The 25,949-nt window shown below is 70.5% G+C and carries 20 protein-coding genes; 11 read left to right on the top strand and 9 right to left on the bottom strand.

What is annotated here, in order from left to right:
- Positions 1–131: 131 nt before the first annotated feature.
- From ACZ5PB_RS24030 to ACZ5PB_RS24005, 6 genes are all read right to left on the bottom strand, one after another.
- On the bottom strand, positions 132–1,511 hold the full coding sequence (locus ACZ5PB_RS24030; RefSeq protein WP_468693775.1) for an Nramp family divalent metal transporter: 1,380 nt from the start codon (positions 1,509–1,511) through the stop codon (positions 132–134).
- 112 nt (positions 1,512–1,623) lie between these two features.
- Positions 1,624–2,070, bottom strand: a complete 447-nt coding sequence (locus tag ACZ5PB_RS24025; protein WP_468693774.1) for a hypothetical protein — start codon at positions 2,068–2,070, stop codon at positions 1,624–1,626.
- Between the two features lie 89 nt (positions 2,071–2,159).
- Positions 2,160–3,629: a GntP family permease gene (locus tag ACZ5PB_RS24020; RefSeq protein WP_468693892.1), complete on the bottom strand. Its 1,470-nt coding sequence runs from the start codon at positions 3,627–3,629 to the stop codon at positions 2,160–2,162.
- Between the two features lie 399 nt (positions 3,630–4,028).
- On the bottom strand, positions 4,029–4,439 hold the full coding sequence (locus ACZ5PB_RS24015) for a RidA family protein (protein ID WP_468693773.1): 411 nt from the start codon (positions 4,437–4,439) through the stop codon (positions 4,029–4,031).
- Complete coding sequence (locus tag ACZ5PB_RS24010; RefSeq protein WP_468693772.1) at positions 4,436–5,224, bottom strand: IclR family transcriptional regulator; 789 nt, start codon at positions 5,222–5,224, stop codon at positions 4,436–4,438. Before ACZ5PB_RS24010 ends, ACZ5PB_RS24015 begins: the two co-directional genes overlap by 4 nt.
- Positions 5,221–6,306 carry a sugar kinase gene (locus ACZ5PB_RS24005; RefSeq protein ID WP_468693771.1) on the bottom strand — a complete coding sequence of 362 codons (1,086 nt, stop codon included), beginning with the start codon at positions 6,304–6,306 and terminating at the stop codon, positions 5,221–5,223. Before ACZ5PB_RS24005 ends, ACZ5PB_RS24010 begins: the two co-directional genes overlap by 4 nt.
- Before the next feature lie 65 nt (positions 6,307–6,371).
- On the opposite strand from ACZ5PB_RS24005, the gene ACZ5PB_RS24000 reads away from it, so the two are divergent.
- The 8 genes from ACZ5PB_RS24000 to ACZ5PB_RS23965 all read left to right on the top strand — a co-directional run bounded on the left by ACZ5PB_RS24000 (position 6,372) and on the right by ACZ5PB_RS23965 (position 16,356).
- Positions 6,372–7,673, top strand: coding sequence for an amino acid deaminase (locus ACZ5PB_RS24000; RefSeq protein ID WP_468693770.1), 1,302 nt, complete (start codon positions 6,372–6,374; stop codon positions 7,671–7,673).
- 25 nt (positions 7,674–7,698) lie between these two features.
- Complete coding sequence (locus ACZ5PB_RS23995; protein WP_468693769.1) at positions 7,699–9,312, top strand: N-acyl-D-amino-acid deacylase family protein; 1,614 nt, start codon at positions 7,699–7,701, stop codon at positions 9,310–9,312.
- 698 nt (positions 9,313–10,010) lie between these two features.
- Positions 10,011–11,222: a pyridoxal phosphate-dependent aminotransferase gene (locus ACZ5PB_RS23990; protein WP_468693768.1), complete on the top strand. Its 1,212-nt coding sequence runs from the start codon at positions 10,011–10,013 to the stop codon at positions 11,220–11,222.
- A 128-nt stretch (positions 11,223–11,350) separates the two neighbouring features.
- A complete protein-coding gene (locus tag ACZ5PB_RS23985; RefSeq protein WP_468693891.1) occupies positions 11,351–11,737 on the top strand; it encodes an SCO4983 family protein in 387 nt (128 codons plus the stop codon).
- Between the two features lie 153 nt (positions 11,738–11,890).
- A complete protein-coding gene (locus tag ACZ5PB_RS23980) occupies positions 11,891–13,012 on the top strand; it encodes a hypothetical protein (protein ID WP_468693767.1) in 1,122 nt (373 codons plus the stop codon).
- Positions 13,012–14,187, top strand: coding sequence for a toxic anion resistance protein (locus tag ACZ5PB_RS23975; RefSeq protein WP_468693766.1), 1,176 nt, complete (start codon positions 13,012–13,014; stop codon positions 14,185–14,187). The genes ACZ5PB_RS23980 and ACZ5PB_RS23975 overlap by 1 nt, the downstream gene beginning before the upstream one ends.
- Positions 14,184–15,761, top strand: a complete 1,578-nt coding sequence (locus ACZ5PB_RS23970; protein WP_468693765.1) for a substrate-binding and vWA domain-containing protein — start codon at positions 14,184–14,186, stop codon at positions 15,759–15,761. The genes ACZ5PB_RS23975 and ACZ5PB_RS23970 overlap by 4 nt, the downstream gene beginning before the upstream one ends.
- Positions 15,748–16,356, top strand: a complete 609-nt coding sequence (locus ACZ5PB_RS23965) for a hypothetical protein (RefSeq protein ID WP_468693764.1) — start codon at positions 15,748–15,750, stop codon at positions 16,354–16,356. The genes ACZ5PB_RS23970 and ACZ5PB_RS23965 overlap by 14 nt, the downstream gene beginning before the upstream one ends.
- Before the next feature lie 258 nt (positions 16,357–16,614).
- Here ACZ5PB_RS23965 and ACZ5PB_RS23960 read toward each other — a convergent pair whose 3' ends face one another.
- Positions 16,615–18,450: a phosphoenolpyruvate carboxykinase (GTP) gene (locus ACZ5PB_RS23960; protein ID WP_468693763.1), complete on the bottom strand. Its 1,836-nt coding sequence runs from the start codon at positions 18,448–18,450 to the stop codon at positions 16,615–16,617.
- A gap of 241 nt (positions 18,451–18,691) precedes the next feature.
- Here ACZ5PB_RS23960 and trhA point away from each other — a divergent pair, with 241 nt between their 5' ends.
- Together trhA and ACZ5PB_RS23950 are read left to right on the top strand one after the other, a co-directional pair.
- Complete coding sequence (trhA, locus tag ACZ5PB_RS23955; protein WP_468693762.1) at positions 18,692–19,375, top strand: PAQR family membrane homeostasis protein TrhA; 684 nt, start codon at positions 18,692–18,694, stop codon at positions 19,373–19,375.
- Positions 19,376–19,405: 30 nt separating this feature from the next.
- Complete coding sequence (locus tag ACZ5PB_RS23950) at positions 19,406–20,035, top strand: acyl-CoA-like ligand-binding transcription factor (RefSeq protein WP_468693761.1); 630 nt, start codon at positions 19,406–19,408, stop codon at positions 20,033–20,035.
- A 35-nt stretch (positions 20,036–20,070) separates the two neighbouring features.
- On the opposite strand, the gene ACZ5PB_RS23945 is transcribed toward ACZ5PB_RS23950, so the two are convergent.
- Positions 20,071–22,503: a galactose oxidase-like domain-containing protein gene (locus tag ACZ5PB_RS23945; RefSeq protein ID WP_468693890.1), complete on the bottom strand. Its 2,433-nt coding sequence runs from the start codon at positions 22,501–22,503 to the stop codon at positions 20,071–20,073.
- A 168-nt stretch (positions 22,504–22,671) separates the two neighbouring features.
- Positions 22,672–24,150 carry an ArnT family glycosyltransferase gene (locus ACZ5PB_RS23940; RefSeq protein ID WP_468693760.1) on the bottom strand — a complete coding sequence of 493 codons (1,479 nt, stop codon included), beginning with the start codon at positions 24,148–24,150 and terminating at the stop codon, positions 22,672–22,674.
- A gap of 530 nt (positions 24,151–24,680) precedes the next feature.
- Between ACZ5PB_RS23940 and ACZ5PB_RS23935 the strand changes: the two genes are divergently transcribed.
- Entirely contained in the window at positions 24,681–25,928 is a 1,248-nt protein-coding gene (locus tag ACZ5PB_RS23935) for a glycosyltransferase (protein WP_468693889.1), read from the top strand.
- The last annotated feature ends 21 nt before the right edge of the window (positions 25,929–25,949 follow it).

Here is a 25,949-nt window from a genome sequence, read left to right as displayed (position 1 = left end):
GGGGAAGGGGGGGGGGAGGAGGAGGAAGAGGGGGGGGGGGGGGGGGGGGGGGAACAGGGGAGAAGAACCCCCGGGGGGGAACACCCCCCCCCCCCCCCCCCCCCCCCCCCCCCCCCCCCGCTGCTGGTGCGTCACTTGTTGAAGAGGTCGATGATCTGCTGCACGCACAGCACCACGAACAGCAGCCCGGCCGCCGCGAGCAGTACGTTGCTGAGGATTCCGTTGCGCCACTCGGCCGGTGTGCGCGAGGAGTTGAGCAGCCACAGCAGGGTGAGCGCGAGGAACGGCATGAAGAACGCGCCGAGCACCCCGTACACCACGACCAGCCCGAACGGCTGGTCCAGCCAGAGCAGCGCCATCGGCGGGAAGGTGAGCCAGAGCGCGTACGCCCGGAACGGGACGGACTTCTCGCGCTTGCCCTCCGCGACCTCCTGGGCCGTCCCCAGCTCGACCGGCGCGCCCACGCGGTCCTTGCGGAACCGTTCCACGAAGTCGGCGAACATCAGGCTCACCCCGTGCCACACCCCGATCAGGGACGAGAACGAGGTGGCGAAGAAGCCCACCAGGAAGAGCTTGGCCGTGGTCGCCCCGAAGCGGTCCTCAAGGATCCTGCCGAGGTCGATCAGCCCCTTGTCGCCCTTGGTGAGCGCCAGGTGGGAGGAGTGCAGCAGCTCGGCGCCGACGATCAGCATGGCGACGACGAAGATGCCGGTGGTGATGTACGCGACGCGGTTGTCGAGGCGCATCACCTTCATCCAGGAGGAGTTGGTCCAGCCCTTGGCATTCACCCAGTAGCCGTACGCGGCCATGGTGATGGTTCCACCGACGCCACCGATGAGGCCGAGGGTGTAGAGCAGCGACCCGTCCGGCAGGACGGGCGCGAGGCCCGCGAAGGACTTGCCGACCGACGGGCCGACGCGGATCGCGACGTACACCACGACCACGAACATGACACCGACCAGCACCGTCATGACCTTCTCGAAGACGGCGTACCGGTTGAACCAGACGAAGGCCAGGCCGACCAACCCGCAGACGATCGCCCAGAACTTGAGGCTCGGCCCGTCCGGGAACAGCGCGACGATGGGCAGGGCGGACGACGACATGGCCGTCGCCCCGTAGATGAATCCCCAGATGACCACGTACACCGCGAAGTAGACGGTGGTCCACTGCCCGAGGGTGCGCCAGCCCTCGAAGAGGGTGCGGCCGGTGGCCAGGTGCCAGCGGCCGGTGGCTTCGGCGAGGGCGATCTTGACGACGCAGCCGATGACGGCGGCCCACATGAGCGTGTAGCCGAACTTGCTGCCCGCGATGAGGGTGGCGACGAGGTCACCGGCGCCGACACCGGTGGCGGCGACGACGATGCCCGGCCCGATGTACTTCCAACTCGACTTGCGGGGGCCGGTATCGGCGCCCGCACCCGGGGCCGCTGTCGCGCCTCCGGCGTCCCCCGCGCCCCCGGTGCTTCCTGCACGGCTTCCGCCGCTGCCGCTGTCCTGCAATCCGTCCGCCATGGCGTCCTACCTCCCGCTCGTCCCCCTGAGTGATCTGGATCACCAAAGCGGGCGAGGCGGGGCGGGCGCAAGGGCCCTGCGGAATTCGTCTCCGTATCGAAGTACGGGCAGGTCAGGCTTGGGGGTTACGTCCCGCGAGGTAGACGTTCGTGACGTACGCGATCTCCGCCAGCCACTGCTGGAGGACGGGGGCCTTGCGGGCGTTCACGACGCACTCGAAGAAGCGCCCGTCGGGGACGACGACGGCGACCATGAGGCGGTGCCCGACGGGGCTGGGCCGGAACTGGACGGTCCGGACGTGCGGCCAGCCGAAGTCGAGGGTCTGGCCGTTGGTCTCGAACGAGACGCCGGCGGGGTCGATGACTACGGCGGAGGTCTTGTCGGCGGCGAGGAAGTCGGGGCCGGGAGGGAGGGGTGCCGGGATGGGTGCGGGGGTGGGTGCCGGGAGGGGTGCGGGCCCGGGGGCGGGCGGCGGCGGGGAGTAGTAGGGGTTGGCCGGGGGCCCGCCGTAGGGGTTGTACGCGGGGGGCGGGCCGAAGCCGTCCGGGGGCTGTGACATGGGGGTCAGTATGACGGGCAGGGGTGGTCCGGTACGGGTGGGGGGCGTGGGGCGGGCCCTCACTCCCCCGCGCCCCCGCACGCGTACCGCTAGATGACCAGGCTCAGCAGAGCGGCCACCGCGAAGCCCGCGACCGAGAGGACGGTTTCGAGGACCGTCCAGGACTTCAGGGTGTCGCGTTCCGAGATGCCGAAGTACTTCGCGACCATCCAGAAGCCGCCGTCGTTGACGTGCGAGGCGAAGATCGAGCCCGCCGAGATCGCCATGATGATCAGGGCCAGGTGGGCCTGGGAGAGGTCCTGGCCGTCGACCATGGGGACCACGATGCCCGCCGTGGTGACGATCGCGACCGTCGCCGAGCCCTGGGCCACGCGCAGCACCACCGAGATCAGCCAGGCCAGCACGATGATCGGCAGGCCGACGTTGTCGAAGGTCTCGGCGAGTGCGGCCGCGATGCCGCTGCCCTTGAGGACCGCGCCGAAGACGCCGCCCGCGCCGACCACCAGGAGGATGTTGCCGACCGGCTTGAGGGAGGAGGTGGAGACCTGCTCCAGGGACTTGCGGGACCAGCCCCGGCGGATGCCCAGCAGGTAGTACGAGAGGAGCAGCGCGATCGTCAGCGCGACGAACGGGTTGCCGAAGAACTCGATGACCGAGCGCAGGGTGGACTCGTCCATGGCGATGGAGGAGAAGGTCGCGCCGAGGATCAGGACCAGCGGGGTGCCGATGATCGCGAGGACGGTGCCGAGCGGTACCGGCTTCTCGTTCGGCTTGACCCCGGCCGCGAGCTGTTCGGCGGCGACGGCGGCCTTCGCTTCCTCCGCCGCTTCCAGCATGTCCTGCGGTACGGGTACGAAGATCCGCTTGCCGATCCAGGACGCGTACGCCCAGGCCGCCAGGACCGCCGGGATGCCGACGACGATGCCCATCAGGATGACCCAGCCGAGGGAGACCTTGAAGAGTCCGGCGGCGGCCACCGGGCCGGGGTGCGGGGGCAGGAACGCGTGGGTCATCGAGAGGCCCGCGAGCAGTGGCATCGCGTAGAGGAGGACCGATTTTCCGGAGCGCTTGGCCGCCGCGTAGACGATCGGGGCGAGGACGAAGATGCCGACGTCGAAGAAGACCGGGATGCCGAAGACCAGGCCGGTCATGCCCATCGCGAGGGGGGCTCGCTTCTCGCCGAAGAGGGCGAGCAGGCGGGAGGCCAGTACCTGGGCGCCGCCGCTGACTTCGAGGATCGCGCCGAGCATCGTGCCGAGGCCGATGATGATCGCCACGTGGCCGAGGATGCCGCCCATTCCCGATTCGATGACCGAGGTGACGGTGGACTTCTGGACGGTGCCGAAGAGCTCCGTGACGGAGAGGCCGGCGGCCAGGCCGACGGCTATGGAGACGGCCAGGAGGGCCACGAAGGGCTGGATTCTGACCTTGATGATCAGGATCAGGAGGAGGGCGATGCCCAGGGCGGCGACGGTGAGGAGGCCGGGGGTGCCGGGGATCAGGGCGAGGAGGCCGCCGGTGTGGGGGGTTTTCGGGGGGTCGGCGGCTGCCAGGGGCAGGTGGAGCAGGGGGGATGCGGGTGCGGCTGCGGCTGTGGCTGTGGCTGTGAGGTGCATGTGCGGTCAACTCCGGGGCTTCCGGGGGCCTTTGGGGCAGGGGGGAGTGCGGCGGGGCTCCTGCCGGAGGGGCGGGGGCTTGGCCGGTGCATGCGGTTCAGCGTGGGGGGGTGGGGCTTGGGGGGTGGAGCTGAGGCTCCGGCTCGGCAGAGGCGAGCGGGGGGGAGGGCGGCGGAGGTGGGGCGGGGGTGGGGGTGGGGGCCGTGGCGGAGGTGGGGCGGGGGTGAGGGGTGCGGCTCCGCCGGGGGCCGCCCCCTTGCCCGCCCGTTCCGCCCCCGGGGGGCGGCCCCGCCGCCCAAGGGAGCGGCGGTATGCCGCGCCGCTCAAGGGGGCTCGGCGGCGTTAGCCCAGGACTGCGAGGGCGTCGATTTCGATGAGGAGGCCGGCGGGGAGGCCTACGTAGACCGTTGTGCGGGCCGAGGGGGCTTCCTTGAGGTCGGCGAAGTACTCGTTGTAGAGCGCGTTCAGCTCGGCGAAGTGGGCGGTGTCGGTGAGGTAGACGCGCATCATCATGACGTCGTCCCAGGTGGCGCCGCCCTCTTCGAGGATCGCCTTGACGTTGGCGAAGGTCTGGAGGGTCTGCTCGCGCAGGGTCGGGCCCGCCGGGGTCGGGGCCTGGCCCTCGACGGCCGGGAGGAAGCCGACCTGACCGGCCACCTGGAGGATGTTCCCCTTGCGCACGCCGTGCGAGAACTTCGCGGGCGGGGCGGTGTGGGTGGAGGGGGTGATCGCTACCTTGTCCAGCTTGCTCATGAACTTGCCTTTTTCTGTGGGGTGTTGGCACCGGAGGGGGATTCCCCGGTGCCCGAGTACTCGCGGCTGATGGCGTCAGCCGTACGACGCACGAGAGGGAGGAGGGTGAGGAGTTCCTCGGCCGTGACGACGACGTTGGGCGCCGACACCGACATCGCGGCCACCACGCGGCCGTCCGCACCCCTGATGGGGGCGCCGATGCAGTTGATCGACTCCTCGTGGCCGCCCAGGTCGGTGGCCCAGCCCTGTTCCCGTACCAGGGTCAACTCCTTGAGGAACGCTGCGGAGTTGGGGGTGGAGCGGGGGGTGTAGGGCGGGTACTCCAGTTTCTCCGCGATGGTCCGGCGCTCCTGTTCGGGGAGGTCGGCGAGGAGGAGTTTGGCGACCGCGGCGACGGTGATCGCGACGGGCTTGCCGATCCGCGAGTACATCCGTACCGGGTAGCGGCTCTCCACCTTGTCGATGTAGAGCACCTCGCCCTCCTCGCGGACGGCGAGGTGGACGGTGTGTCCGCAGCCGGCGTTGAGCTCCTGGAGGTAGGGGTGTGCGATGTCCCGTACGTCGAGGTTCTCGACCGCTTCCTGGGCGAGGGCGAAGAGCTTCGCACCCAGGCGGTAGCGCTGGTCCTGCTGCCGGTGCACGAGTCCGTGCTCGTGCAGGGTGCGCAGGAGGCGCAGCGCCGTGGACTTGTGCACGCCGAGCCGGTCGGCGACCTGGCCGAGGTCGGCCGGTCCCTGTGCGAGCAGGGGCAGGATGCTGAGCGCCCTGTCTACGGTCTGACTCATGCCGTACGTACCTCCTGGTGCTGCTGCCGCCCGGTCCAGCCGGGGCCGAGACGAAGTGTCTCCCAGGCGTCGGGGGCCAGTGCGGCCAGTGCGTCGGCGTGGGCGCGTTCGGGGGGTACGGCGACGTCGCCGGGCACGGTGAGCGCCGCGGCCGCCATCAGGTGGCCGTGCCGCAGCCGGGCGGGCAGGCCCAGGCCGCGCAGGGTGGCGGAGAGGAATCCGGCGGCGAAGGCGTCACCGGCGCCGACCGGGGCGACGACGTCCACGACGGGGGCGGGGACGTGGTGGCTTTCGCCGCTGTCCCGGTCGAACACGGTCGCGCCCGCCGCGCCCTGCTTGACCACCAGTACGGCCGGTTCCGGCAGCGCCTCGCGGACCGCGTGCGGTCCGCCCCGTACGCCCCAGGCGGCCGCGGCCTCGTCCTCGCCGACGAAGACGAGGTCCGAGTGGCGGGCCAGGTCGAGCAGGACCGGGGCTCCGGCGCCGGCGGCGCTCCAGAGGCCGGGGCGGTAGTTCACGTCGAAGGAGAGCAGGGGGCGGCCGGCCGCCGGGGCGCACAGGGTGCGCATCAGGGTCAGGCAGTCGGCCGACAGGGCGGCGGTGATGCCGGAGAGGTGGAGCACCCGGGTGGCGTGCAGGGCCTCGCGCGGGACCGTGTCCGGGGACATGGCGGAGGCGGCGGAGCCGGTCCGGTAGTAGATGACCTCGTGGTCCGCGTGCTCGCGGTCGTCCGCCGTGCGGAAGTAGACGCCGGTGGGGCGGGCCGGGTCGCGGACGACGGAGCCGACGTCGACCCCGTAGGCGCCGATGGCGTCGAGGAGGTGCGTGCCGAAGCCGTCCGTGCCCACCCGGCTGACCCATTTCGTCGCGTGCCCGGTCAGGGCGAGCGCGCAGGCCACGTTGGACTCGGCGCCACCGATGGTGCGGACGAAGGACGGCACGTCGGCGAGACGTCCCGGGCGTGAGGGGAGGAAGGTGACCATGGACTCGCCGAGACAGACGACGTCGGTGGTCACGGGACCTGGCCTCGTACCTGTACCTGTACCTGACTGTTGTGCGGACACGGCTCGGATGTTAGACATCGGTGAGCGATATACGCAATGGCCGTTGCATTATTTGCAACGGCGGTGGATGGAGGGACCCCGTCATGGGAGTGCAGCAGACAGCAGCGGAGCTCGCACAGGAGCTCGTGACCCATCGGTTCAAGGCGCTCCCGGCGGATGCCGAGGCGGCCGGGCTCACGGTCGGCGAGCTCGCCGCCGAGCGCCGCGGCATCTTCGACGGCGGCTTCACCACTCCCCTGCTCGCCCTCTCCGCCGAGTCCCTCGACCACAACCTCGCCCTGCTGGAGACGTACTCCGAACGGCACGGCCTGGCGTTCGCCCCGCACGGCAAGACGACCATGTCCCCGCAGCTCTTCGAGCGTCAACTGGCGCGCGGCGCCTGGGGAATCACCGCCGCCGTCCCGCACCAGGCCCGTGTCTACCGCGCGTTCGGCATCAGCCGCATCTTCCTCGCCAACGAGGTCGTCGACGCCGCCGCCCTGCGCTGGCTCGCGGGCGAGCTGGACGCGGACCCGGACTTCCGGTTCGTCTGTTACGTCGACTCGGTGCGCGGCGTCGAGCTGATGGACGAGGCCCTGCGCGCGGCGGGCGCCTCGCGTCCGGTGGACGTGGTGGTGGAGCTGGGCGCGGGCGAGGGTGCCCGTACCGGGGCGCGGACCCCGGCGGACTGCGCGCGGGTCGCCGACGCGGTGGCCGCGACGGGCACGCTGCGGCTGGTCGGCGTGGCCGGTTACGAGGGCGAGGTGCCCAAGGCGGACGGCGAACGCGTCCGGTCCTGGCTGCGCGAACTCGTCACCCTCGCGGTGGAGTTCGACCGCGCGGGCCGGTTCTCCGCCGACCCCGGCCTCGACCTCGACGAGATCGTGGTGAGCGCGGGCGGCAGCGCCTGGTTCGACGCCGTCGCCGACGTCTTCGCCGAGATCCCGGAGCTGTCGCGGCCGGTGCTCAAGCTGCTGCGCTCGGGTGCGTACGTCTCGCACGACGACGGCCACTACAAGGAGCTCACCCCCTTCAACCGCGTACCGGAGGAGGGCGAGCTCCAGCCCGCGTTCCGGCTGTGGGCGCAGGTGGTGTCGCGGCCGACCCCGCGGCAGGCGTTCGTCAACGCGGGCAAGCGCGACGCGGCGTACGACCTGCATCTGCCCGAGGCGCAGGTGGTGCGGTCCGCCCGTGACGGCAAGGTCCGCCCGGCGACCGGCATCACCGTCACCGGCCTTTCCGACCAGCACGGTTGGGTGTCCACGGACGAGGGCGCGGACCTGGAGGTCGGCGACTGGGTCGGCCTCGGGCTCTCCCACCCGTGCACGATCTTCGACAAGTGGCAGCTGATCCCGGTCGTCGACGCGGACGGCACGGTCGTCGAGTTCATCCGTACGTTCTTCTGAGCCGACGAGAAAGGACCGTTTCCTCATGGATCTCGCGATACGCGGTGCACGGGTCGTCGACGGCTCGGGCGGGGACTCCTACCTCGCCGACGTCGGCATCACGGACGGCCGCATCGTCACCATCAGCCGCACCGGTTCCGGGCGCGGTGAACGGCTGACCGCGCGGCGGGTGCTGGACGCCGACGGGCTCGTCCTCTCCCCCGGCTTCATCGACATGCACGCCCACTCCGACCTCGCGCTGCTCCGCGACCCGGACCACAGCGCGAAGGCCGCCCAGGGGGTGACGCTCGAAGTCCTCGGGCAGGACGGCCTCTCGTACGCGCCGGTCGACGACCGCACCCTCGCCGAGGTCCGTACGGCGATAACCGGCTGGAACGGTGACGGCTCGGACATCGACTTCGACTGGCGCACGGTCGGCGAGTACCTGGACCGGCTCGACCGGAACTTCGGCGGGCAGGGCATCGCGGTCAACGCGGCGTACCTGATTCCGCAGGGGACGGTACGGATGCACGCCGTCGGCTGGGACGACCGGCCCGCCACCCCCCAACAGCTCGACCGCATGCGGCAGTTGGTGGCCGAGGGCATGGAGCAGGGCGCGGTCGGCATGTCGTCCGGGCTGACGTACACGCCCGGCATGTACGCCGACGACGCCGAGCTCACCGAGCTGTGCCGGGTGGTCGCCTCGTACGACGGCTACTACTGCCCGCACCACCGCTCGTACGGGGCCGGGGCCCTGGAGGCGTACGGGGAGATGGTCGAGCTCACGCGTTCGGCGGGCTGCGCGCTGCACCTCGCGCACGCCACCATGAACTTCGGCGTGAACAAGGGCAGGGCCCCCGACCTGCTCGCCCTCCTCGACGACGCGCTGGCCGGCGGGGCGGACATCAGCCTCGACACGTACCCCTACACCCCCGGCTGTACGACGCTGGCCGCGATGCTCCCGAGCTGGGCCAGCGAGGGCGGCCCCGAGTCGATCCTGGCGCGGCTGCGGGACGACGGGACGGCCGAGAAGATCCGCCACCACATGGAGGAGATCGGGTCGGACGGCTGTCACGGGGTGCCGATCGAGTGGGACACCATCGAGATCTCGGGGGTCGCCGACCCCGGTCTGGCGGGCTGCGTCGGCAAGACCGTCGCGGCGGCCGCCGCCTCGCGCGGGGAGGCGCCGTGGACGACCGCGCGGCGGCTGCTGATCAACGACCGGCTCGGTTCGACGATCCTCCAGCACGTCGGCCACGAGGAGAACGTGCGGGCCATCATGCGCCACCGGGTGCACACCGGCGGCAGCGACGGCATCCTCCAGGGCTACAAGCCACACCCGCGCGCGTACGGCACCTTCCCGCAGTATCTGGGGCGGTACGCGAGGGAGTTGGGCGTCCTCTCGCTGGAGGAAACGGTCGCCCACCTGACCTCGCGCCCGGCCGCGCGGCTGCGGCTTGCGGACCGGGGGCTGGTGCGCGAGGGGTACCGGGCGGACCTGGTGCTCTTCGACCCGGAGACGGTCGCGGCGGGCTCGTCCTTCGAGGCGCCGAGGACGCTGCCGGTCGGGATTCCGCATGTGCTGATCGACGGGCGTTTCGTGGTTGAGGGCGGGCGGCGGACGGACGTGCTGGCGGGACGAGCCATCCGCAGGGCCTGAGGAAGCGCCTGCGGCGGGCGATGCCACTCCCCACTGCGCTGAATTTGCGACTGCCGCCGCGCGCCGCCGGAAGCGTTGTGCGGTGTCGCGCCTGCGGCGGGCGATGCCCCAACCCCGCCCCTTCACCTAAACCGCTCCGCGGGGCCAGGGGTTCGGACCTGCGGGCCGGTGGTGGGTTGCTCGCGCAGTTCCCCGCGCCCCTAGGCACCTAGGGGCGCGGGGAACTGCGCGGCCAGCCACGAACCCACCTGCACTTTGACCACCGGCCGTGGCCGGGCCCGCCACCTCTGCCCCACCCCGGGGGCCGGCAGCCCACCCACCCCCGCCCGGACCGCCCGGGCCGGGGTCTGGGGCAGCGCCCCAGTTTCGGGAAGGGGCGGGGAGGGGAAACGCCCCGCGCAGCGGACCCCCACCCCCACCACCGCCCCCCACGCGGCGGCAGCCGCAAATGTCACAGCCGGGAAGGGGCGGGGAGGGGAATGGCCCCGCGCAGCGGGACCCCCGCGTGATGTATGCCACGCCCCCTCCCCCCACCGGAAGGTTTCCCAGCCGCCCGCCGGGCCGCACTTACGTTTCCGCCAGCCAGGGCACCCTCGTGCTTTGCGATGGAAGACGCTTCCGGAGCGGTTCCCCCACCGGCCGGGGGACCGAGCGCCTAATCCCCGGCACCACCCGCCCCACCCCCGTAAGCTCGCCGCATGCAGGTGATCCAGTCAACGAAGCTCGCCAACGTCTGTTACGAAATCCGGGGACCGGTGCTTGAGGAGGCGATGCGGCTGGAGGCGGCCGGACACCGCATTCTCAAGCTCAACACGGGCAACCCCGCGGCCTTCGGGTTCGAGTGCCCGCCCGAGATCCTGGAGGACATCCTCCGCAATCTCGGCAGCGCGCACGGCTACGGGGACGCGAAGGGCCTGCTGTCCGCGCGCCGTGCGGTGATGCAGCACTACCAGACCAAGGGCATCGACCTCGACGTCGAGGACATTTACCTTGGCAACGGTGTCTCCGAGCTGATCCAGATGTCGATGCAGGCCCTGCTCGACGACGGCGACGAGGTACTCGTCCCCGCGCCCGACTATCCGCTGTGGACCGCCTCCGTCTCCCTCGCCGGCGGCACCGCCGTGCACTACCGCTGCGACGAGCAGGCCGACTGGATGCCCGACCTCGCGGACATCGAGCGGAAGATCACCGACCGCACCAAGGCTCTCGTCATCATCAACCCGAACAACCCCACGGGTGCGGTGTACGACGACGAGATGCTGCGCGGGCTCACCGAGATCGCCCGGCGGCACAACCTCATCGTCTGCTCCGACGAGATCTACGACCGGATCCTGTACGACGGCGCCACCCACACCCCGACCGCCGCCCTCGCCCCCGACCTGATGGTCCTCACCTTCAACGGGCTCTCCAAGAACTACCGCGTCGCGGGCTACCGCAGCGGCTGGATGGCGGTCTGCGGGCCGAAGGCGCACGCCTCCTCGTACATCGAGGGGCTCACCATCCTCGCCAACATGCGGCTGTGCGCGAACATGCCCTCGCAGCACGCGGTGGCCACCGCGCTCGGCGGGCGGCAGTCGATCGACGACCTGGTGCTGCCGGGCGGGCGGATCCTGGAGCAGCGCAACACCGCGTACGACCTGCTCACGCAGATTCCCGGCGTGACGTGTGTGAAGCCGAAGGGGGCGCTGTACCTCTTCCCGAAGCTCGACCCGAACGTCTACAAGATCAAGGACGACCGGCAGATGGTCCTCGACCTGCTGCGGGCCGAGAAGATCATGGTCGTGCACGGGACCGGGTTCAACTGGCCGGAGCCCGATCACTTCCGCATCGTGACGCTGCCCAACGCCAAGGACCTCGCGGACGCCGTGACCCGTATCGGGAACTTCCTGGACGGGTACGGACAGCACTGAAGCGGCAGCAGCCGCAACAGTAGTAGTGAGAGTGGTCAACTTTAGACTGGATCTAAGCTAGGATGACCTCCTGGCAGTCGTTGAGTTCCGTCGACTGCCGCCCGTTCGACGATGCCGGAGGTCATCCCATGTACGAGCCGATCCGCACCAAGTCGGTCCACTCGATGACCGAGGACTCCTCCCGCTTCCCGCACCGCACCCGCGAGGAGGAGCTCGACATCCAGCTCGCCGGGCACCTCTCCGCCCTGCTCGCGGTGACCGACGAGCTCGGCCTCGGCACCGCCGCCGACCGCATCGCCGTCCAGGTGGCGCGACTGCGCGGCGCCCCGCCCGCCCGGCACGCCGGGCACCGCCGCGAGACCCCCGCCGCCCTGCACCGCCGCGCGCACGCCCTCGCGGGCCGCGCCCTGGTGGTCGCGGCCTCGCGGGCCGACACCGCCGCCGCGATCCTCGCCGCCCAGCGCATGGACGTGCACCTGGCGGCCGCCTCCACCGCTGACCCGGTCAGCCCCTGATCGGCCCCGGTCCACGGCCGCGGAGGCCCGTGGACCGGGTGCCACCATTCCGGGTGCCACCGTTCCAGGTGCCGCCTGCTTCAGGTGCCACCCGTTCCGGTTGCGTTCTGGGATCGGACGTACACCCCGCGTTCACCCAACTCCGTCCGGAACGTGGGTTTCCGGGGGCACTGTGCCCGTGTGAGACGCATCCTGGGAATCGTCCTGGCGGTGCTGCTGGTCGGCGGTGTGGCAGTAGCCGTCGTGGCAGGCCGCGATGGAAAGGACACGGGCACAGGCCCGGGCACGGCAACGAAGACCGTGCGTGGAGTGATCGGATCGGAGAAGGCGGAGTTCTTCGCCGATCCCGACGTGGTGCAGGCCCTCGCTGCCAAGGGCTACACCGTACGGGCGGAGACTTCAGGCTCTTGGGCCATGGAGCAACTCCCGCTCAAGGGTTATGACTTCGTCTTCCCGGCGAGCAAGGCGCCGGCCGATGAGCTGCGGAAGAAGACGGGGCTCGGAGGCGGGCCGCTGCGGCCCTTCTATTCGCCGTTGGTCGTCGTCGCGCACGGCAGCGCGGCGCGGGTACTGGCCGACGCCGGTCTCGTGACGCTGCGGGGGAAGAGCTCGGGAACGCTCCGGATGGAGAAGTTCCTGGACGCCGCCGAGCGGGGGCGAACCTGGCAGCAGCTCAAGGGGGCCGAGAAGTACGGGGAGTTGGGGGGTTCGGTCTTCGTATCGACGACCGATCCCGGGGCCTCCAGTTCCGGGGCGCTCTATCTGGCCGCCGCCTCCTACGTGGCCGACGGCGGGCGGGTCGCCGACGGTCCCGCGGCCGTGGCCCGGACGGCTCCGCTGCTGCGGAAGCTGGTCTCCGTACAGGGGGCACAGCAGACCAGCAGCGACGCGCCGTTCCGGGACTTCGTGAGCGGTGTCGGCAATCCGCTGGTGCTCGTCTACGAGTCGCAGGTGGCTTCGCTGCTGCTGCGCAAGGACGCGGCCGGGGATCTGGTCGTGCTCTACCCGGACACGACCGTGAGCAGCGATCACACCGTGGTGCCGATCACCCAACCCGGGCGCGAGGTCGGGGAGTTGCTGGTGTCGGATCCGAAGCTGCGGGCGCTGGCCGTGCGGCACGGGTTCCGGCCGCAGGGCGCGCCGGGCGAGTTCGTGACGGCGACCGCTCCGTACGCCTCGTATCTCAACCGGACACTGACCGGCGTCCGCCAGGCTCCCGTGCCCACCTCCGAGGTGCTGCACGAGCTGGCGCGGCGCGCACAGGGGGGATCGTGATGACCACAGCAGAGACACCGCTGGTGCTGACACCGCCGGAGCCGGTGGCACCGGTCCGCGTCGAGCAGGCCGCCGGGCTCGTACCGGTGACGGACGCGGTACGGGAGGAAATGGCGCGCCGGGCCGCCGAGTACGTCGGCTCGCTGGCCGGACTCGACGCCAGGTCACCGGAGTTCGCCACCCGGATCAACGAGATCGCCGCACTCGGCGGCGGGGAGATCCGGGGCGCCTCCCAGCAGTCGAACCGGATGCTGGACCGGACCCTGCGCTCACTGTCCGGCGACGGCGAGGACGCGCAGTCGCGGGTCGGCGGTTCGCTGGTCGAACTGCGCAGGACCGTCGAGGACCTGGACCCCCGCGACACCCCCGCACGCGGGGCCCGCCGCCTCCTCGCCAAGCTGCCCGGCGGCAACCGGCTGCGCGACCACGTCGCCAAGTACGCCTCCGCGCAGGGCACGTTGAACCGGATCGTCAGCTCGCTCAAGGGCGGGCAGGACGAACTGCGGCGCGACAACGCCGCCCTGCACACCGAGCGGGGCCGCCTCTGGGACACCATGGGCAAGCTCCAGGAGTACGTGGTGCTGACCGAGGCGCTGGACGCGGCGGTCGAGCAGCGGGTGGGCGAGGCGGAGGCCACCGACCCCGTACAGGCGGACGCGCTGCGCGTCGACGTGCTGTTCCCCGTACGGCAGAAGCACCAGGACCTGCTGACCCAGCTCGCGGTCTGCGCCCAGGGGTACCTGGCGATGGATGTCGTACGGCGCAACAACGACGAGCTCATCAAGGGTGTCGACCGGGCCGCGACCACGACCGTGACGGCCCTGCGCATCGCGGTCATGCTGGCCGCCGCACTGGAGAAGCAGAAGCAGGTCGTCGACCAGGTCAACGCGCTGCGCGGCACGACGGAGGGGCTGATCCGGGACAACGCGGCGATGCTCTCCTCGCAGAGCGGCGAGATCCAGCGGATCGCGGCCGAACCGGCGGTGGGCGCGGAGACGCTGCGGGTGGCGTTCCGGGAGATCTTCTCGACGCTGGACGCCATCGACACGTACAAGGCCCGGGCGACCGAGGCGATGGCCGCGACCGTGGAGTCGCTGTCCGGCGAACTCGCCGTGGCCAGTGGCTACTTGGAGCGTTCGCGGGCCACGGACGGCACCGAGGGGGGTCTGCGGTGAGAGTCCGGGCGGTGGCGGGGCTGTGCGCGGCCGTGCTGATCGGGGCGCTGAGCGGCTGTTCCTCCACGGGTACGGCGAAGCCTCCCGACGACGGTGCGCCCCGGGCGGGCACCCTGCGGGTCCTCGCGTCGAGCGAGCTCGCGGACATGGTGCCGGTTCTCGAACAGGCCAGGAAGAGTACGGGTGTTGAGGTGCGGCCCACCTGGACCGGGACGCTCGACGCCATCGAGCAGATCGCGTCCGGCAAGGCCGACAAGTCGTACGACGCGGTGTGGCTGTCGTCCAACGACTATCTGCGGCTGCGCCCCGAGGCGGCCGGGAAGGTGACCTCCGAGACACCGGTGATGACCTCGCCCGTCGCGATCGGGGTACGGGACGCGGCGGCGAAGCGGCTGGGCTGGTCGGGGGGCGAGGTGACCTGGGGCGACGTACAACAGGTGGTCGCCGCAGGGAAGTTGACGTATGGGATGACCGATCCGGTGCGGTCGCACTCCGGGTTCTCGGCGCTCGTCTCGGTCGCCTCCGCACTGTCACGGGCGCAGGGCGCGCTCAGCGACAAGGACGTCGCGGCGGCCACACCGAAGCTGAAGAAGTTCTTCGCCGGGCAGGAACTGACCTCCGGGTCGTCCGGCTGGCTGGCGCGCGCCTACGCCCGGCGCGGCGAGGTCGACGCACTGATCAACTACGAGTCGGTGCTGCTGACCATGAACCGCGACGAGAGTGCCGGGCTGACGGTGATCCGCCCCAGGGACGGGGTGGTGACCGCCGACTACCCCTTCTCGCTGCTGACTTCGGCGTCCGCGCGGGCGAAGGAGGACGGGACGAAGCTGACCGGCTATCTGCGGTCGGCGGCGGCCCAGCGGGAGATCTCCACCAGGACCTTCCGGCGGCCGGTGACCGGCGGAACGGCCGCCGTGCCGGGCGGCGCGCGCCGGGAGCTGCCGTTCCCGGGGTCGCGGTCGGTCGCGGACGGGCTGCTCGCCAGTTACGAGAACGAACTGCGGCGCCCCTCGCGGACCGTGTACGTGCTCGACACCTCCGCCTCGATGGCGGGTGACCGGCTCACCGGCCTGAAGGCGGCGCTGGGGCGGCTCACCGGCACCACCGATTCGCCCGTCGGGCGGCGGTTCCGGGACCGGGAGACGGTGACGCTGATGCCGTTCGGATCGAACATCAAGGACGTGACCACGCACAGCGTGGACCCGGCGCGACCCGCCGCCGCACTCGACGCGATCCGCCGGTCGGCCGGGTCGCTGGAGGCAGCGGGCAGCACCGCCGTCTACAGCAGCCTGCGCGCGGCGTACGAGCAACTGGGCCCGCGCGGCGCCACCTTCACCAGCATCGTGCTGATGACCGACGGCCAGAACACAGCGGGCGACTCCGCGTCGGACTTCGACGACTTCTACGCGGCCCTGCCCGCCGAGCAGCGCCGCACCCCGGTCTTCCCCGTCCTCTTCGGCGACTCCGACCGCAGCGAGCTGGAGCACATCGCCGAACTGACCGGCGGACAGCTCTTCGACGCGACGACGGGCTCGCTGGACCGGGCCTTCGAGGAGATCCGTGGCTACCAGTAGGGGGCGGGTGTGGGGGTTCCTGGAATCCGGAAAGAACCTCGCCGGTTGCGCGGGCGGCCTCGCCGGGCTCGCGCTCACCTTCACCGGGGTGGCCGGCGCGTACTGGCCGCTGGTCGTCGCCGGGCTGTACGGGGCGGGCGCCCTGCTCGCCCCGCCCGAGCGCGTCGCCGTACCGCACTTCCCGGACGCGGCCGAGCAACTGGACGTACTGCGGGGCGACTTCGGGCGGCTGCGGGAGTACGTGGCGTCGGTGGAACTGCCACCGGCCGCCTCGGGCAGGCTCACCGAACTGGACGCGCTGCTGGCAGCCCTGGTCGGCCACGGGGAGTGGGCGAGCGACCCTGACTCGTTCCACATACTGCGCCGCGCGGTCCGCGAGGACGTACCGGAAGCGGTGGACACGTACCTGCGCGCCCGCTGGTGGACCCGCTTCAGCCCCGGCAATGAACCCCCGGAACGCCTGCTGGAACACCAACTGCAACTGTTGCAAGAGGAGTTGGTGGGAGTGGCGGCAACACTGCGCGACGCGGTGGACCAGGAACGCGAGTCCCACGCCCACTACCTGGAGGAAAGGAGGCGGCCCCCGATGCCGTGAGGGGGCTTCGGGGGCCTTGCCGCTGCTCGTTCCGGGTTGATCCCACAGGTCAGGGCGGATTCATATCGATTCGAGTCGCGGCCCTCGTACCCCCTTCCGGGTGTTCGTGCACCCGGAAGGGGAGAGGGTTGGCCGGCACCGGGGGACAGGCCCGGTGCCGACACGTACAGCGGGAGCCGTTACCGGCTCACCGGCGGTGTGCCCAGCCGCGCACGCCGTTGTGCGGGCCGGATCCACCACAGTTGGAGGGGCCTCGGCTCAGCCCAGGCGCTTGACCAGCGCGCGGTACTCGTCCCACAGCTCCTTGGGAGCGTGGTCGCCGAAGGTGTTGAGGTGCTCGGGGACCAGGGCGGCCTCTTCGCGCCAGGCCTCCTTGTCGACGGTGAGGAGGAAGTCGAGGTCGGCCTCGGGGAGGTCGAGCCCGTCCGTGTCGAGGGACTCCTTGGTCGGCAGGATGCCGATGGGGGTCTCGACGCCGTCGGCCTTGCCGTCCAGGCGCTCGACGATCCACTTCAGTACGCGGCTGTTCTCGCCGAAGCCGGGCCAGACGAACTTGCCCGCGTCGTTCTTGCGGAACCAGTTCACGTAGTAGATCTTCGGGAGCTTGGACTGGTCGGGCTTGTCGGCGCCGACCTTGACCCAGTGGTTCATGTAGTCGCCCATGTTGTAGCCGCAGAACGGCAGCATGGCGAACGGGTCGCGGCGCAGCTCGCCGACCTTGCCCTCGGCGGCGGCGGTCTTCTCGGAGGCGACGTTGGCTCCGAGGAAGACGCCGTGCTGCCAGTCGAAGGACTCGGTGACCAGCGGGACGGCGGTGGCGCGGCGGCCGCCGAAGAGGATCGCCGAGATCGGCACGCCCTTGGGGTCCTCCCACTCGGGCGCGATGATCGGGCACTGTCCGGCCGGGACGGTGAAGCGGGCGTTGGGGTGGGCGGCGGGCGTGCCGGACTCGGGGGTCCAGTCGTTGCCCTTCCAGTCCGTGAGGTGGGCCGGCGGCTCCTCGGTCATGCCCTCCCACCAGACGTCGTTGTCGTCGGTGAGCGCGACGTTGGTGAAGACGGAGTTGCCCCACATGGTCTTCATGGCGTTGGCGTTGGTGTGCTCGCCGGTGCCGGGCGCGACGCCGAAGAAACCGGCCTCCGGGTTGATCGCGTAGAGGCGGCCGTCCTCGCCGAAGCGCATCCAGGCGATGTCGTCGCCGATGGTCTCCACGTTCCAGCCGGAGATCGTGGGCTCCAGCATGGCGAGGTTGGTCTTGCCGCAGGCGGACGGGAAGGCGGCGGCGACGTACTTGGACTCACCCTGCGGGGGCGTGAGCTTGAGGATGAGCATGTGCTCGGCCAGCCAGCCCTCGTCGCGGGCCATGACGGACGCGATGCGCAGGGCGTAGCACTTCTTGCCGAGCAGGGCGTTGCCGCCGTAGCCCGAGCCGTACGACCAGATCTCGCGGTCCTCGGGGAAGTGCGAGATGTACTTGGTGGAGTTGCACGGCCACGGGACGTCGGCCTCGCCCTCCGCGAGGGGGGCGCCGAGGGTGTGGACGGCCTTCACGAAGAAGCCGTCGGTGCCGAGCTCGTCCAGGACGTGCTGGCCCATCCGGGTCATGGTGCGCATCGAGACGGCGACGTACGCCGAGTCGGTGATCTCCACGCCGATCGCGGACAGCGGCGAGCCGACCGGGCCCATGCAGAACGGGACGACGTACATCGTGCGGCCGCGCATCGAGCCGCGGAAGAGGCCCTCCTGGCCGTCCTTGCCCTGGAAGATCTCCCGCATCTCGGCGGGGGCCTTCCAGTGGTTGGTCGGGCCCGCGTCCTCCTCCTTCTCGGAGCAGATGAAGGTCCGGTCCTCGACGCGTGCGACGTCGGTCGGGTCGGAGGCGGCGTAGTAGGAGTTCGGGCGCTTGATCTCGTCGAGCTTCTTGAACGTGCCCTTGGCGACGAGCTCTTCGCAGAGCCGCTCGTACTCGGCCTCGGACCCGTCGCACCACACGACACGGTCGGGCTCGGTGAGGGCTGCGATCTCGTCGACCCAGGAGACCAGCTCCCGGTGGTTGGTGGGGACGGTGGTGGGAGCCGCGATGTCGCGCGCCACGATTGCTCCTAAACGAGGGAATTGTTGGTTTCTGCCCCGTGGGGGCTGCGACCCGGATGCTTCACTGCGTATTCCCTGGCGCTCATCCGGTGCCGACCGCACTCATTTGATCATCCGGGTGTTCCGCCCATATGTCCAGAGGGCCGCCCACGTGAGCATCGCCACTCCCCCACACATGCCCCTTACGTGAGCATCACCACTCACAGCCTGTACTTACGGAGCCGTAGGTAGCATTCAGGGCATGACGCCGCATGCCGTGCCCGCCACTCGGGTCGCCGAGACCGACTCCCTCCTCGATCCGATCAAGCCGCGGATGCGCGGCTGGCTGCACGCCGGAATGTTCCCGGCGGTCGTGATCGCGGGGATCGTGCTCATCGCGCTCGCCGACACCACCAGAGCCCGGCTCGCCTGCACCGTCTTCGTCCTGACCGCGTGCATGCTCTTCGGCGTCAGCGGCGTCTACCACCGGGGCACCTGGGGCCCGCGCGGCGAGGCCGTGCTGCGCCGGCTGGACCACGCGAACATCTTCCTGATCATCGCGGGCACCTATACGCCGCTCATGATGCTGCTGCTGCCCGAGAAGACCAGCGCGACCATGATGTGGGCGATCTGGCTGGCGGCCGGGGCGGGCATCGCCTTCCGGGTCTTCTGGGTCGGCGCCCCGCGCTGGCTCTACACCCCCTGCTACATCGCGATGGGCTGGGCGGCCGTCTTCTTCCTGCCGGACTTCATGCGGGAGGGCGGCGTCGCGGTGCTGGTCCTGGTCGTCGTCGGCGGACTGCTCTACAGCGCGGGCGGCGTGATCTACGGCATCAAGCGCCCCAACCCCTCACCGCGCTACTTCGGCTTCCACGAGGTGTTCCACTCCCTCACCCTCGCCGCCTTCGCCGCGCACTACGTGGCCATCGCGCTGGTGGCCTACTAGGGCGTGTCAGTGATGGCCGACAATGGCGCCATGGCCGCCCCCCGTACCCCTGCCGCCGCCCCGGACACCCGTCCCGGCCTGCGGGAACGCAAGAAGATCAAGACTCGTCTGGAGATCCGCCGGGCCACCTTCCGGCTGGTCTCCGCGCAGGGCTGGGACGCCACCACCGTCGAGCAGATCGCGGCGGAGGCGGAGGTGTCGCCGAGCACCGTGCTGCGGTACTTCCCGGTGAAGGAGGACATCGTCCTCACCGACGACCACGACCCGGCCATGGAGAACGCCCTGCGGTCACGGCCCACCGGCGAGCCGCTCCTCGAATCGGTACGCGCCGTGGTGACGGCGGCCCTGCGCAGGTCCCTCGACGAGCAGCCGGACGAGGTGCTGCTGCGCACCCGGCTGATGCTGGAGGTGCCCGCCGTACGGGCCCGGATGGTGGAGAGCGTGAGCGCCACCAGCCGGATGCTCGGCCGGGTGATCGCCGAGCGGACCGGCCGGGAGGCGGGCGAGCTGGAGGTACGGATCTTCGCCACGAGTCTGCTGGCGGCCGTGCTGGAGACCACGCTGTACTGGGCCGAGCGCGGGCAGCGGGACGATCTGGTGGAGCTGATCGACCGGATGCTGCGGACGTTCGAGGGGGGCCTCACCCTTGTCGACGGATGAGGCCCCCGGTGGTGCGGTGCTCAGTGGTGCCGTGCTCAGTGGTGCGGTTTTGGGTTGGGCTTCTTACCGGCTGCCGGGAAGTCGCCCTTCCCGCACGCCTTGCCGTCCCCGTTCCGGTCGAGCCCGTGCCGGTCGCGCCGCGCGTCCAGCGGCCCGTACCCCTTGGACTTGAGCCACTCGCACTTGTCGACGGCCGACTCCAGCTCGGGGAAGTTCCACGGCACGCAGGTGCTGACCTTGCCGTAGGCGTGGTCGCAGCCGTCGTAGCCCTCGCCGATCCTGATGCCCTGCGGGGACTTGGCCTTGCCGTCCTTGCCGACCTTGCCGGTTTTGGCGCCGCCGTGGTGCTGGGGCGGGTTGGGGGCGGCGTTCAGTTCATCGGCGTAACTCTGCACCCGCTGGGCGGCGATCTGCCCCTGCGGGCCGATCCGCACCCACTTGGAGACCGACGGGACGCCCTTCGTGTCGACGACGGACAGCATGTACCAGCCGGGCGGGGCCAGGTTGGGGTTGCTGGTGAGGGAGAGGTCGATGGTGTTGCCGTCGACGGTCATCGGGAGGTCGACATAGCGCTGGTTGGGGTCGGAGGAGTGGGTGACGGCGGCCGGGCGGATCAGGCTGGCCTTGACCACCGGGGTGTCGACGGTGATCCGCTGGCTGGAACCGTACGCCCAGTTCGGTGAGGCGAGAGAGGTGATCTGCGGGCGGGCGCCCTTGAAGAGGTACGGCGGCTGGTAGATCGACACCCGCTGGTCGAAGGAGCCGTCGCCCGGGTTGTCGCCGACGCTCAGCACGCGCCCGTCGGGCAGCAGCGTCGAGGACGAGTGGTAGGTGCGCGGGACCGGGTCGGTGGCCAGGCCCGGCGCGAAGGTGTTGGTGGCCGGGTCGTACATCGAGGCCTCGAAGACGGGGTCCTCGCGGTACGTGTGCAGGGCGCCGCCGGTCTCCAGGACCTTGCCGTCCGGGAGGATCACGGTCGAGAGGTAGACCTTGCCCTCGTCGCCCTTCTGCGGGGTGCCGTCCTGGTAGGTGCCCTGCGGAAGGTCGGGGCCCGGCCGGTACTCGGGCGAGGCCGCCTTGAGGTCGATCAGGTCGACGAGCCGGTGCGCGTCCGGCGAGACGGTGTGGTTGCCGCCGCCCGCGGTGAGCACCTTCTGGTCCTGGGCGGGCGGCAGCAGCAGGGACGCGGACTGGTCGCGTTCGTCCTTCTTCCGCAGGCCGGGGACGTCGGTGATGGTGTTCTTGTCGTAGTCGTAGACGGACGCTCCGGTGCCGGGCAGCCCGGGGCCGAAGGTGTGGCTGCCGCTGTAGAAGAGGCGGCCGTCCTGGAGCAGGATCATCGCCGGGTAGAGCCCCCAGAACGCCCAGGACTGCTTGGCCTCGCCCATCGGCAGCCACTTGTTCTGCGCGAAGGAGAAGTGCTCGTTGACGACGGTGCCCGACGAGTCCTCGCCGAGGCCGCCGAGCGCGAGCACGTCACCGTTGCCCATCGCGGTGGCGGAGGGGTACCAGTGGCCGGAGAGCAGGTCGTTGGTCTTGACGTACTTGTTCTGGGCGGGGTCGAAGAGGTAGCTGGTCTTCAGGCCCTTGTAGCCGACGGTGCCGTCGGCCGACGCGTAGTCCTTGTTGCCGCCGACCACCAGCACGCGCCCGTCCGGGAGTTGAACGTGCCCGGCGCAGAAGAAGTCCTCGGGGGTCGGGATGTCGGTGTACGTGCCCGCGACCGGGTCGAAGACGGTGGTCTTGAAGGTGCCCGCCTTGAAGGCGTCCCGGTCGTTGCCGGAGCCCGCGATGAGCAGGACCTTCCCGGTGTGCAGGAGTACGGAGTGGATGGCGCGCACCGGTGAGGGGGCCGTCTGGACCGTCCACTTTCCCTTGCACTCGGGGCCGGTGCCGCCCGTGCCGCCCGTCTCGCAGGGGTCGGGCGGTTCGGGGACGGTGGCGTCCGTCATCGCGTAGTCGTCGGTGGTGAGGGAGCCGACGCCGTAGAGGGCGGCGCCCCAGGTGATCTGGTCGGTGTTGGCCGGTACTTGGGGGGTGCGGACTTCCTCGCGGGTGTACGCGGCCGCCTTCGGCAGGGTCTTGAGGTCGGTCCAGAACACCCAGCCGGCCGTCCTGTCGTGCCGGAAGAGGGTGAGGGCGACGTCCGGCGAGGTCGACCGGTACCAGAGCGAGAGGTCGTACTGGTGGCCCTCGGTGACCTTCGGCGCGCAGGCGTTCTCCAGCATCATCGTCTTGCGGTCGCCGTCGGTGCGGCGGGTCAGGTCGATGCGGACGGCGCGGCTGCCGGAGTGGGCGTCGGCGGTGACGGCGTAGCTGAAGTCGTTGTTGCCCCAGCCGGACTTCTCGTAGCACTGCGGGAACTGGGTGCCCGTATCGAGGGTTTCCAGGCCGGGATTGGTGACGAGATTCGGGGCGGCGTCCGCCGGTGTCGCGGTGAGCGGGGTGAGTCCGAAGGCGGCGGCCAGGAGGGCGAGTGCCGTGACGATTAAACGAGTTGAGCGGAATTTGGTGGCTGTTGGTCTGCCGCGTACAGGTCTTGTACGTACAGGTCTTGTACGTATGAGCCGGGTGCTGCCTCTCACTGATTCCCCCCTGCTTGCTGTTGCTGTTGTCGTTAGCTGTTGCCGTTGGCGCTATTTCCTGACCTTGAGGATGTCGATGCGGCCGTCGCCCTCGCCGAAGCTGGCGACCGGGTCGCTGTGCGCGAACAGGTCGCGCAGCGTGGGCAGGTTCTGCCGCTCGCCGCGCAGCGCGGGGGTGGACACCAGGTAGTCGATGTCCCGCCAGCCGCGCGGGATCTTCGCGGTGACGGCCGGGTCCTGGTCCAGCTTGTAGTGCCAGATGGCCCCGGTGCCGGGCCGGTATCCGGCGTCGACCGCGTCCAGCCACAGGACGCCGTCGGTGACGACGCGGGTACGGGCGCGGTCGGCGACGGGGGCGTTGCGCAGCCAGTTCGAGGCGGCGTAGTAGACGGCGTTGTCGTCACCCGTGACGGTGGCCCGGTTCTTGGCGTACCAGTGCGGGGTGATCGCGACCGCCACCGCCGCCAGCGCGGCGATACCCACCAGTGGCCGGACGAGACGGAAGCGGGTGGCCCTGCGGTGCCGGGCGGGCAGCCGGACGAGCAGGGCGTGGCCGAGTCCGGTGACCGCCAGCGCGAGGAAGGGCAGCAGCTGGGCGACGTACATCTGCGGCAGGTAGCCGCCGGGCCTGATCCCGACCAGGGCCAGTACGACGACGGCGAGCGCGACCGGCCGCAACCTGCGCACCGCGAGCGCGAGTACGGCCGCCGCACACCCGCCGACCAGCAGGTACGGGTCCCTGGCGAACCAGTCGAGGATGAGCCGGTGGGCGTCCGTGCCGGCCTCGAAGGCGGAGCCGCTGCCCTCGCGGCCGCCCAGCTGGAACTTGAGCGTGCCCAGCAGCGAGACATGTCCGGCGCCGGGCAGCAGCTCGCCCTTGAGGGTCGCGTACAGCGGATAGAACAGTCCGGTCAGGACCAGTCCCGAGCCGAAGCCCGCGAAGGAGAAGGTGCGGGTACGCGGATGGCTCCCCTGCCACAGGGCCACCAGGAGCACCGGCAGCAGGACGGCGATCGTCTCCTTGGAGAGGATCGCGAGGGCGAAGGCGGAGCCCGCGGCGACGTGGTGCCAGAGGTGGCGGCGGGGCGAGAGGGCGAGGGCGAAGGCGGCCAGGGCCCAGACGACGGCGAAGTTGTCGAGGTAGATCTGCCGGTGCAGGGTCACCGCGAGCGGCGACAGTGCGTATGCGAGCATCGCGACGGCGGAGGCGGGCCGGTTCAGGCCGATCCGGCGCCCGACGACGAAGACCAGGACGGCCCCGGCGGCAACCACGGGCAGCATCGCGATCCGGCCCTGCACGAAGGTCGGCAGGTCGGGGAGGAGCCAGGCGGGCAGCCAGGAGAGGCCGGCGAGCTGGATCCAGCCGAAGGGCGGGTGGTCGTACCAGTAGGTGTAGTGGGCGAGTTCACCGTTCTGGACGGCCCAGGCCTGGGCGAGATAGGTGCCCTCGTCGTCATTGGGGAACGGGTAATTGCCGATGTTCCACGCGCGGACGGCGACGACGACGAGCAGAAGCGGGGTGACCCACATGAAATCCCGCTGGAACAGCCGCCGAATGGGGCTGATGGCCGGTGCGGAATTTGTGCTGCGAGTGACAATTCCCGGTATGCCGCTCAAGGAATCCGGAATTGTCTCCACCGACACGGATGTGGATGCCGAGTGCCCAGTACGTAAATCCCGGCCCGTCCTATCGGGTTGAGCACCTGGGCGCAGCACGGCATTGCTCATGAGAACCCCCCCCCCCGCTTGCCCGAGTACCCCCCTGGTCCTCGGAGCCCAGCACCGACCCCCCGGCCTGGACATACGGCAGCAGCATGACACACCGGCCCACAGGGCATAAGAAGAATCTTCCATTCCGGAAGTGATGAAGATCGAATGCGCATTCCGCTTGCCGGCGGCGCACAGCCACCCCCCTAGCCACCACATAGTCACCTCATTGCCGCACGTTTAAGCGACCTGCTAACTTCCCGGACGGGGACGGGCCGTGGGGATCGGCCCGAGGGGGAAAGAGGGGGAAATTCGTGGTTTCCGCTGTCCTTTTAGTGGACTCGCTCGTTCTGATGGCGACCGCCGCCGTCACGCTGTGGTGGATGGTCCATGCCTGGCGTACGCCGGAAACGCTGGAATCGACGGCATTCGCCGAGCCGGACGGACAGCACGGAGTGACGTTCTCACTCCTGGTCCCCGCCCGGCACGAGGAGGCCGTGCTGCGGCACACCGTCGAACAGCTGCTGAAGATCGAGCACCCGGGGTACGAGATCGTGCTGATCGTCGGCCACGACGACCCCGGCACGGCCGCCATCGCGCACCAACTGGCCGCCGAACACCCGCAGATGGTCCAGACGATCGTCGACACGCACGAGGTCAAGAACAAGCCACGCGCCCTCAACACGGCGCTGCCGTACGCGCGCGGCGAGGTGATCGGGGTGTTCGACGCGGAGGACATCGTCCACCCGGAGCTGCTCAGCCATGTCGACTTCGCGTTCCGCAGGGACCGGGCGGACGTCGTCCAGGGCGGCGTACAACTGGTGAACTTCCACAGCAGTTGGTACAGCCTGCGCAACTGCCTGGAGTACTTCTTCTGGTTCCGCAGCCGGCTGCACCTGCACGCCCGCAAGGGGTTCATCCCGCTGGGCGGCAACACCGTCTTCGTCCGCGCGCAACTGCTGCGGGAGACCGGCGGCTGGGACGGGGACTGCCTCGCCGAGGACTGTGACCTGGGCGTACGGCTGTCCAGCGGGGGCGCCAAGGTGGTCGTGGCGTACCACGCGGCACTCGTGACGAGGGAGGAGACACCGGACTCCCTCTACGCCCTCTACAAACAGCGCACCCGCTGGAACCAGGGGTTCCTCCAGGTGCTGCGCAAGGGCGAATGGCGGCGCCTGCCGGGCTGGAAGCAGCGGGTGCTCGCCCGCTACACCCTCTCCACGCCCTTCCTCCAGGCGGCCACCGGGATCATGATCCCGCTCGGGCTGCTGCTGGCCTGGGTGGGCGGCGTATCGCTTCCCATCGCGCTGGTGGCCTGGCTGCCGATGGTGCCGATGGCCGCGATGATGGTCTTCGAGGGGGTCGCGCTGCACGACTTCGGCCGCGAGTACGGATTCCGGATCGGCTTCTGGAACTACGTGAAGCTGCTGATCGGCGGCCCGCTGTACGCGGTGGTCCTCGCGGCGGCGGCGCTGCGGGCGGTGTGGCGGGAGTACACGGGGCGGCGCGACTGGGAGCTGACGTCGCACGTGGGCGCACACTTGGAGGCGGCGCCGGTGGTGCGCGCGGGGAGTGGCGGACGGTCCGGGGAGGTCCGATGACGACGCCGGATCCGCACGATG

It is taken from the genome of Streptomyces sp. NPDC032721, assembly GCF_055579625.1.
The sequence above is the reverse complement of the archived record's forward strand: the minus strand, read 5'-3'. Positions and strand labels throughout refer to the sequence as shown.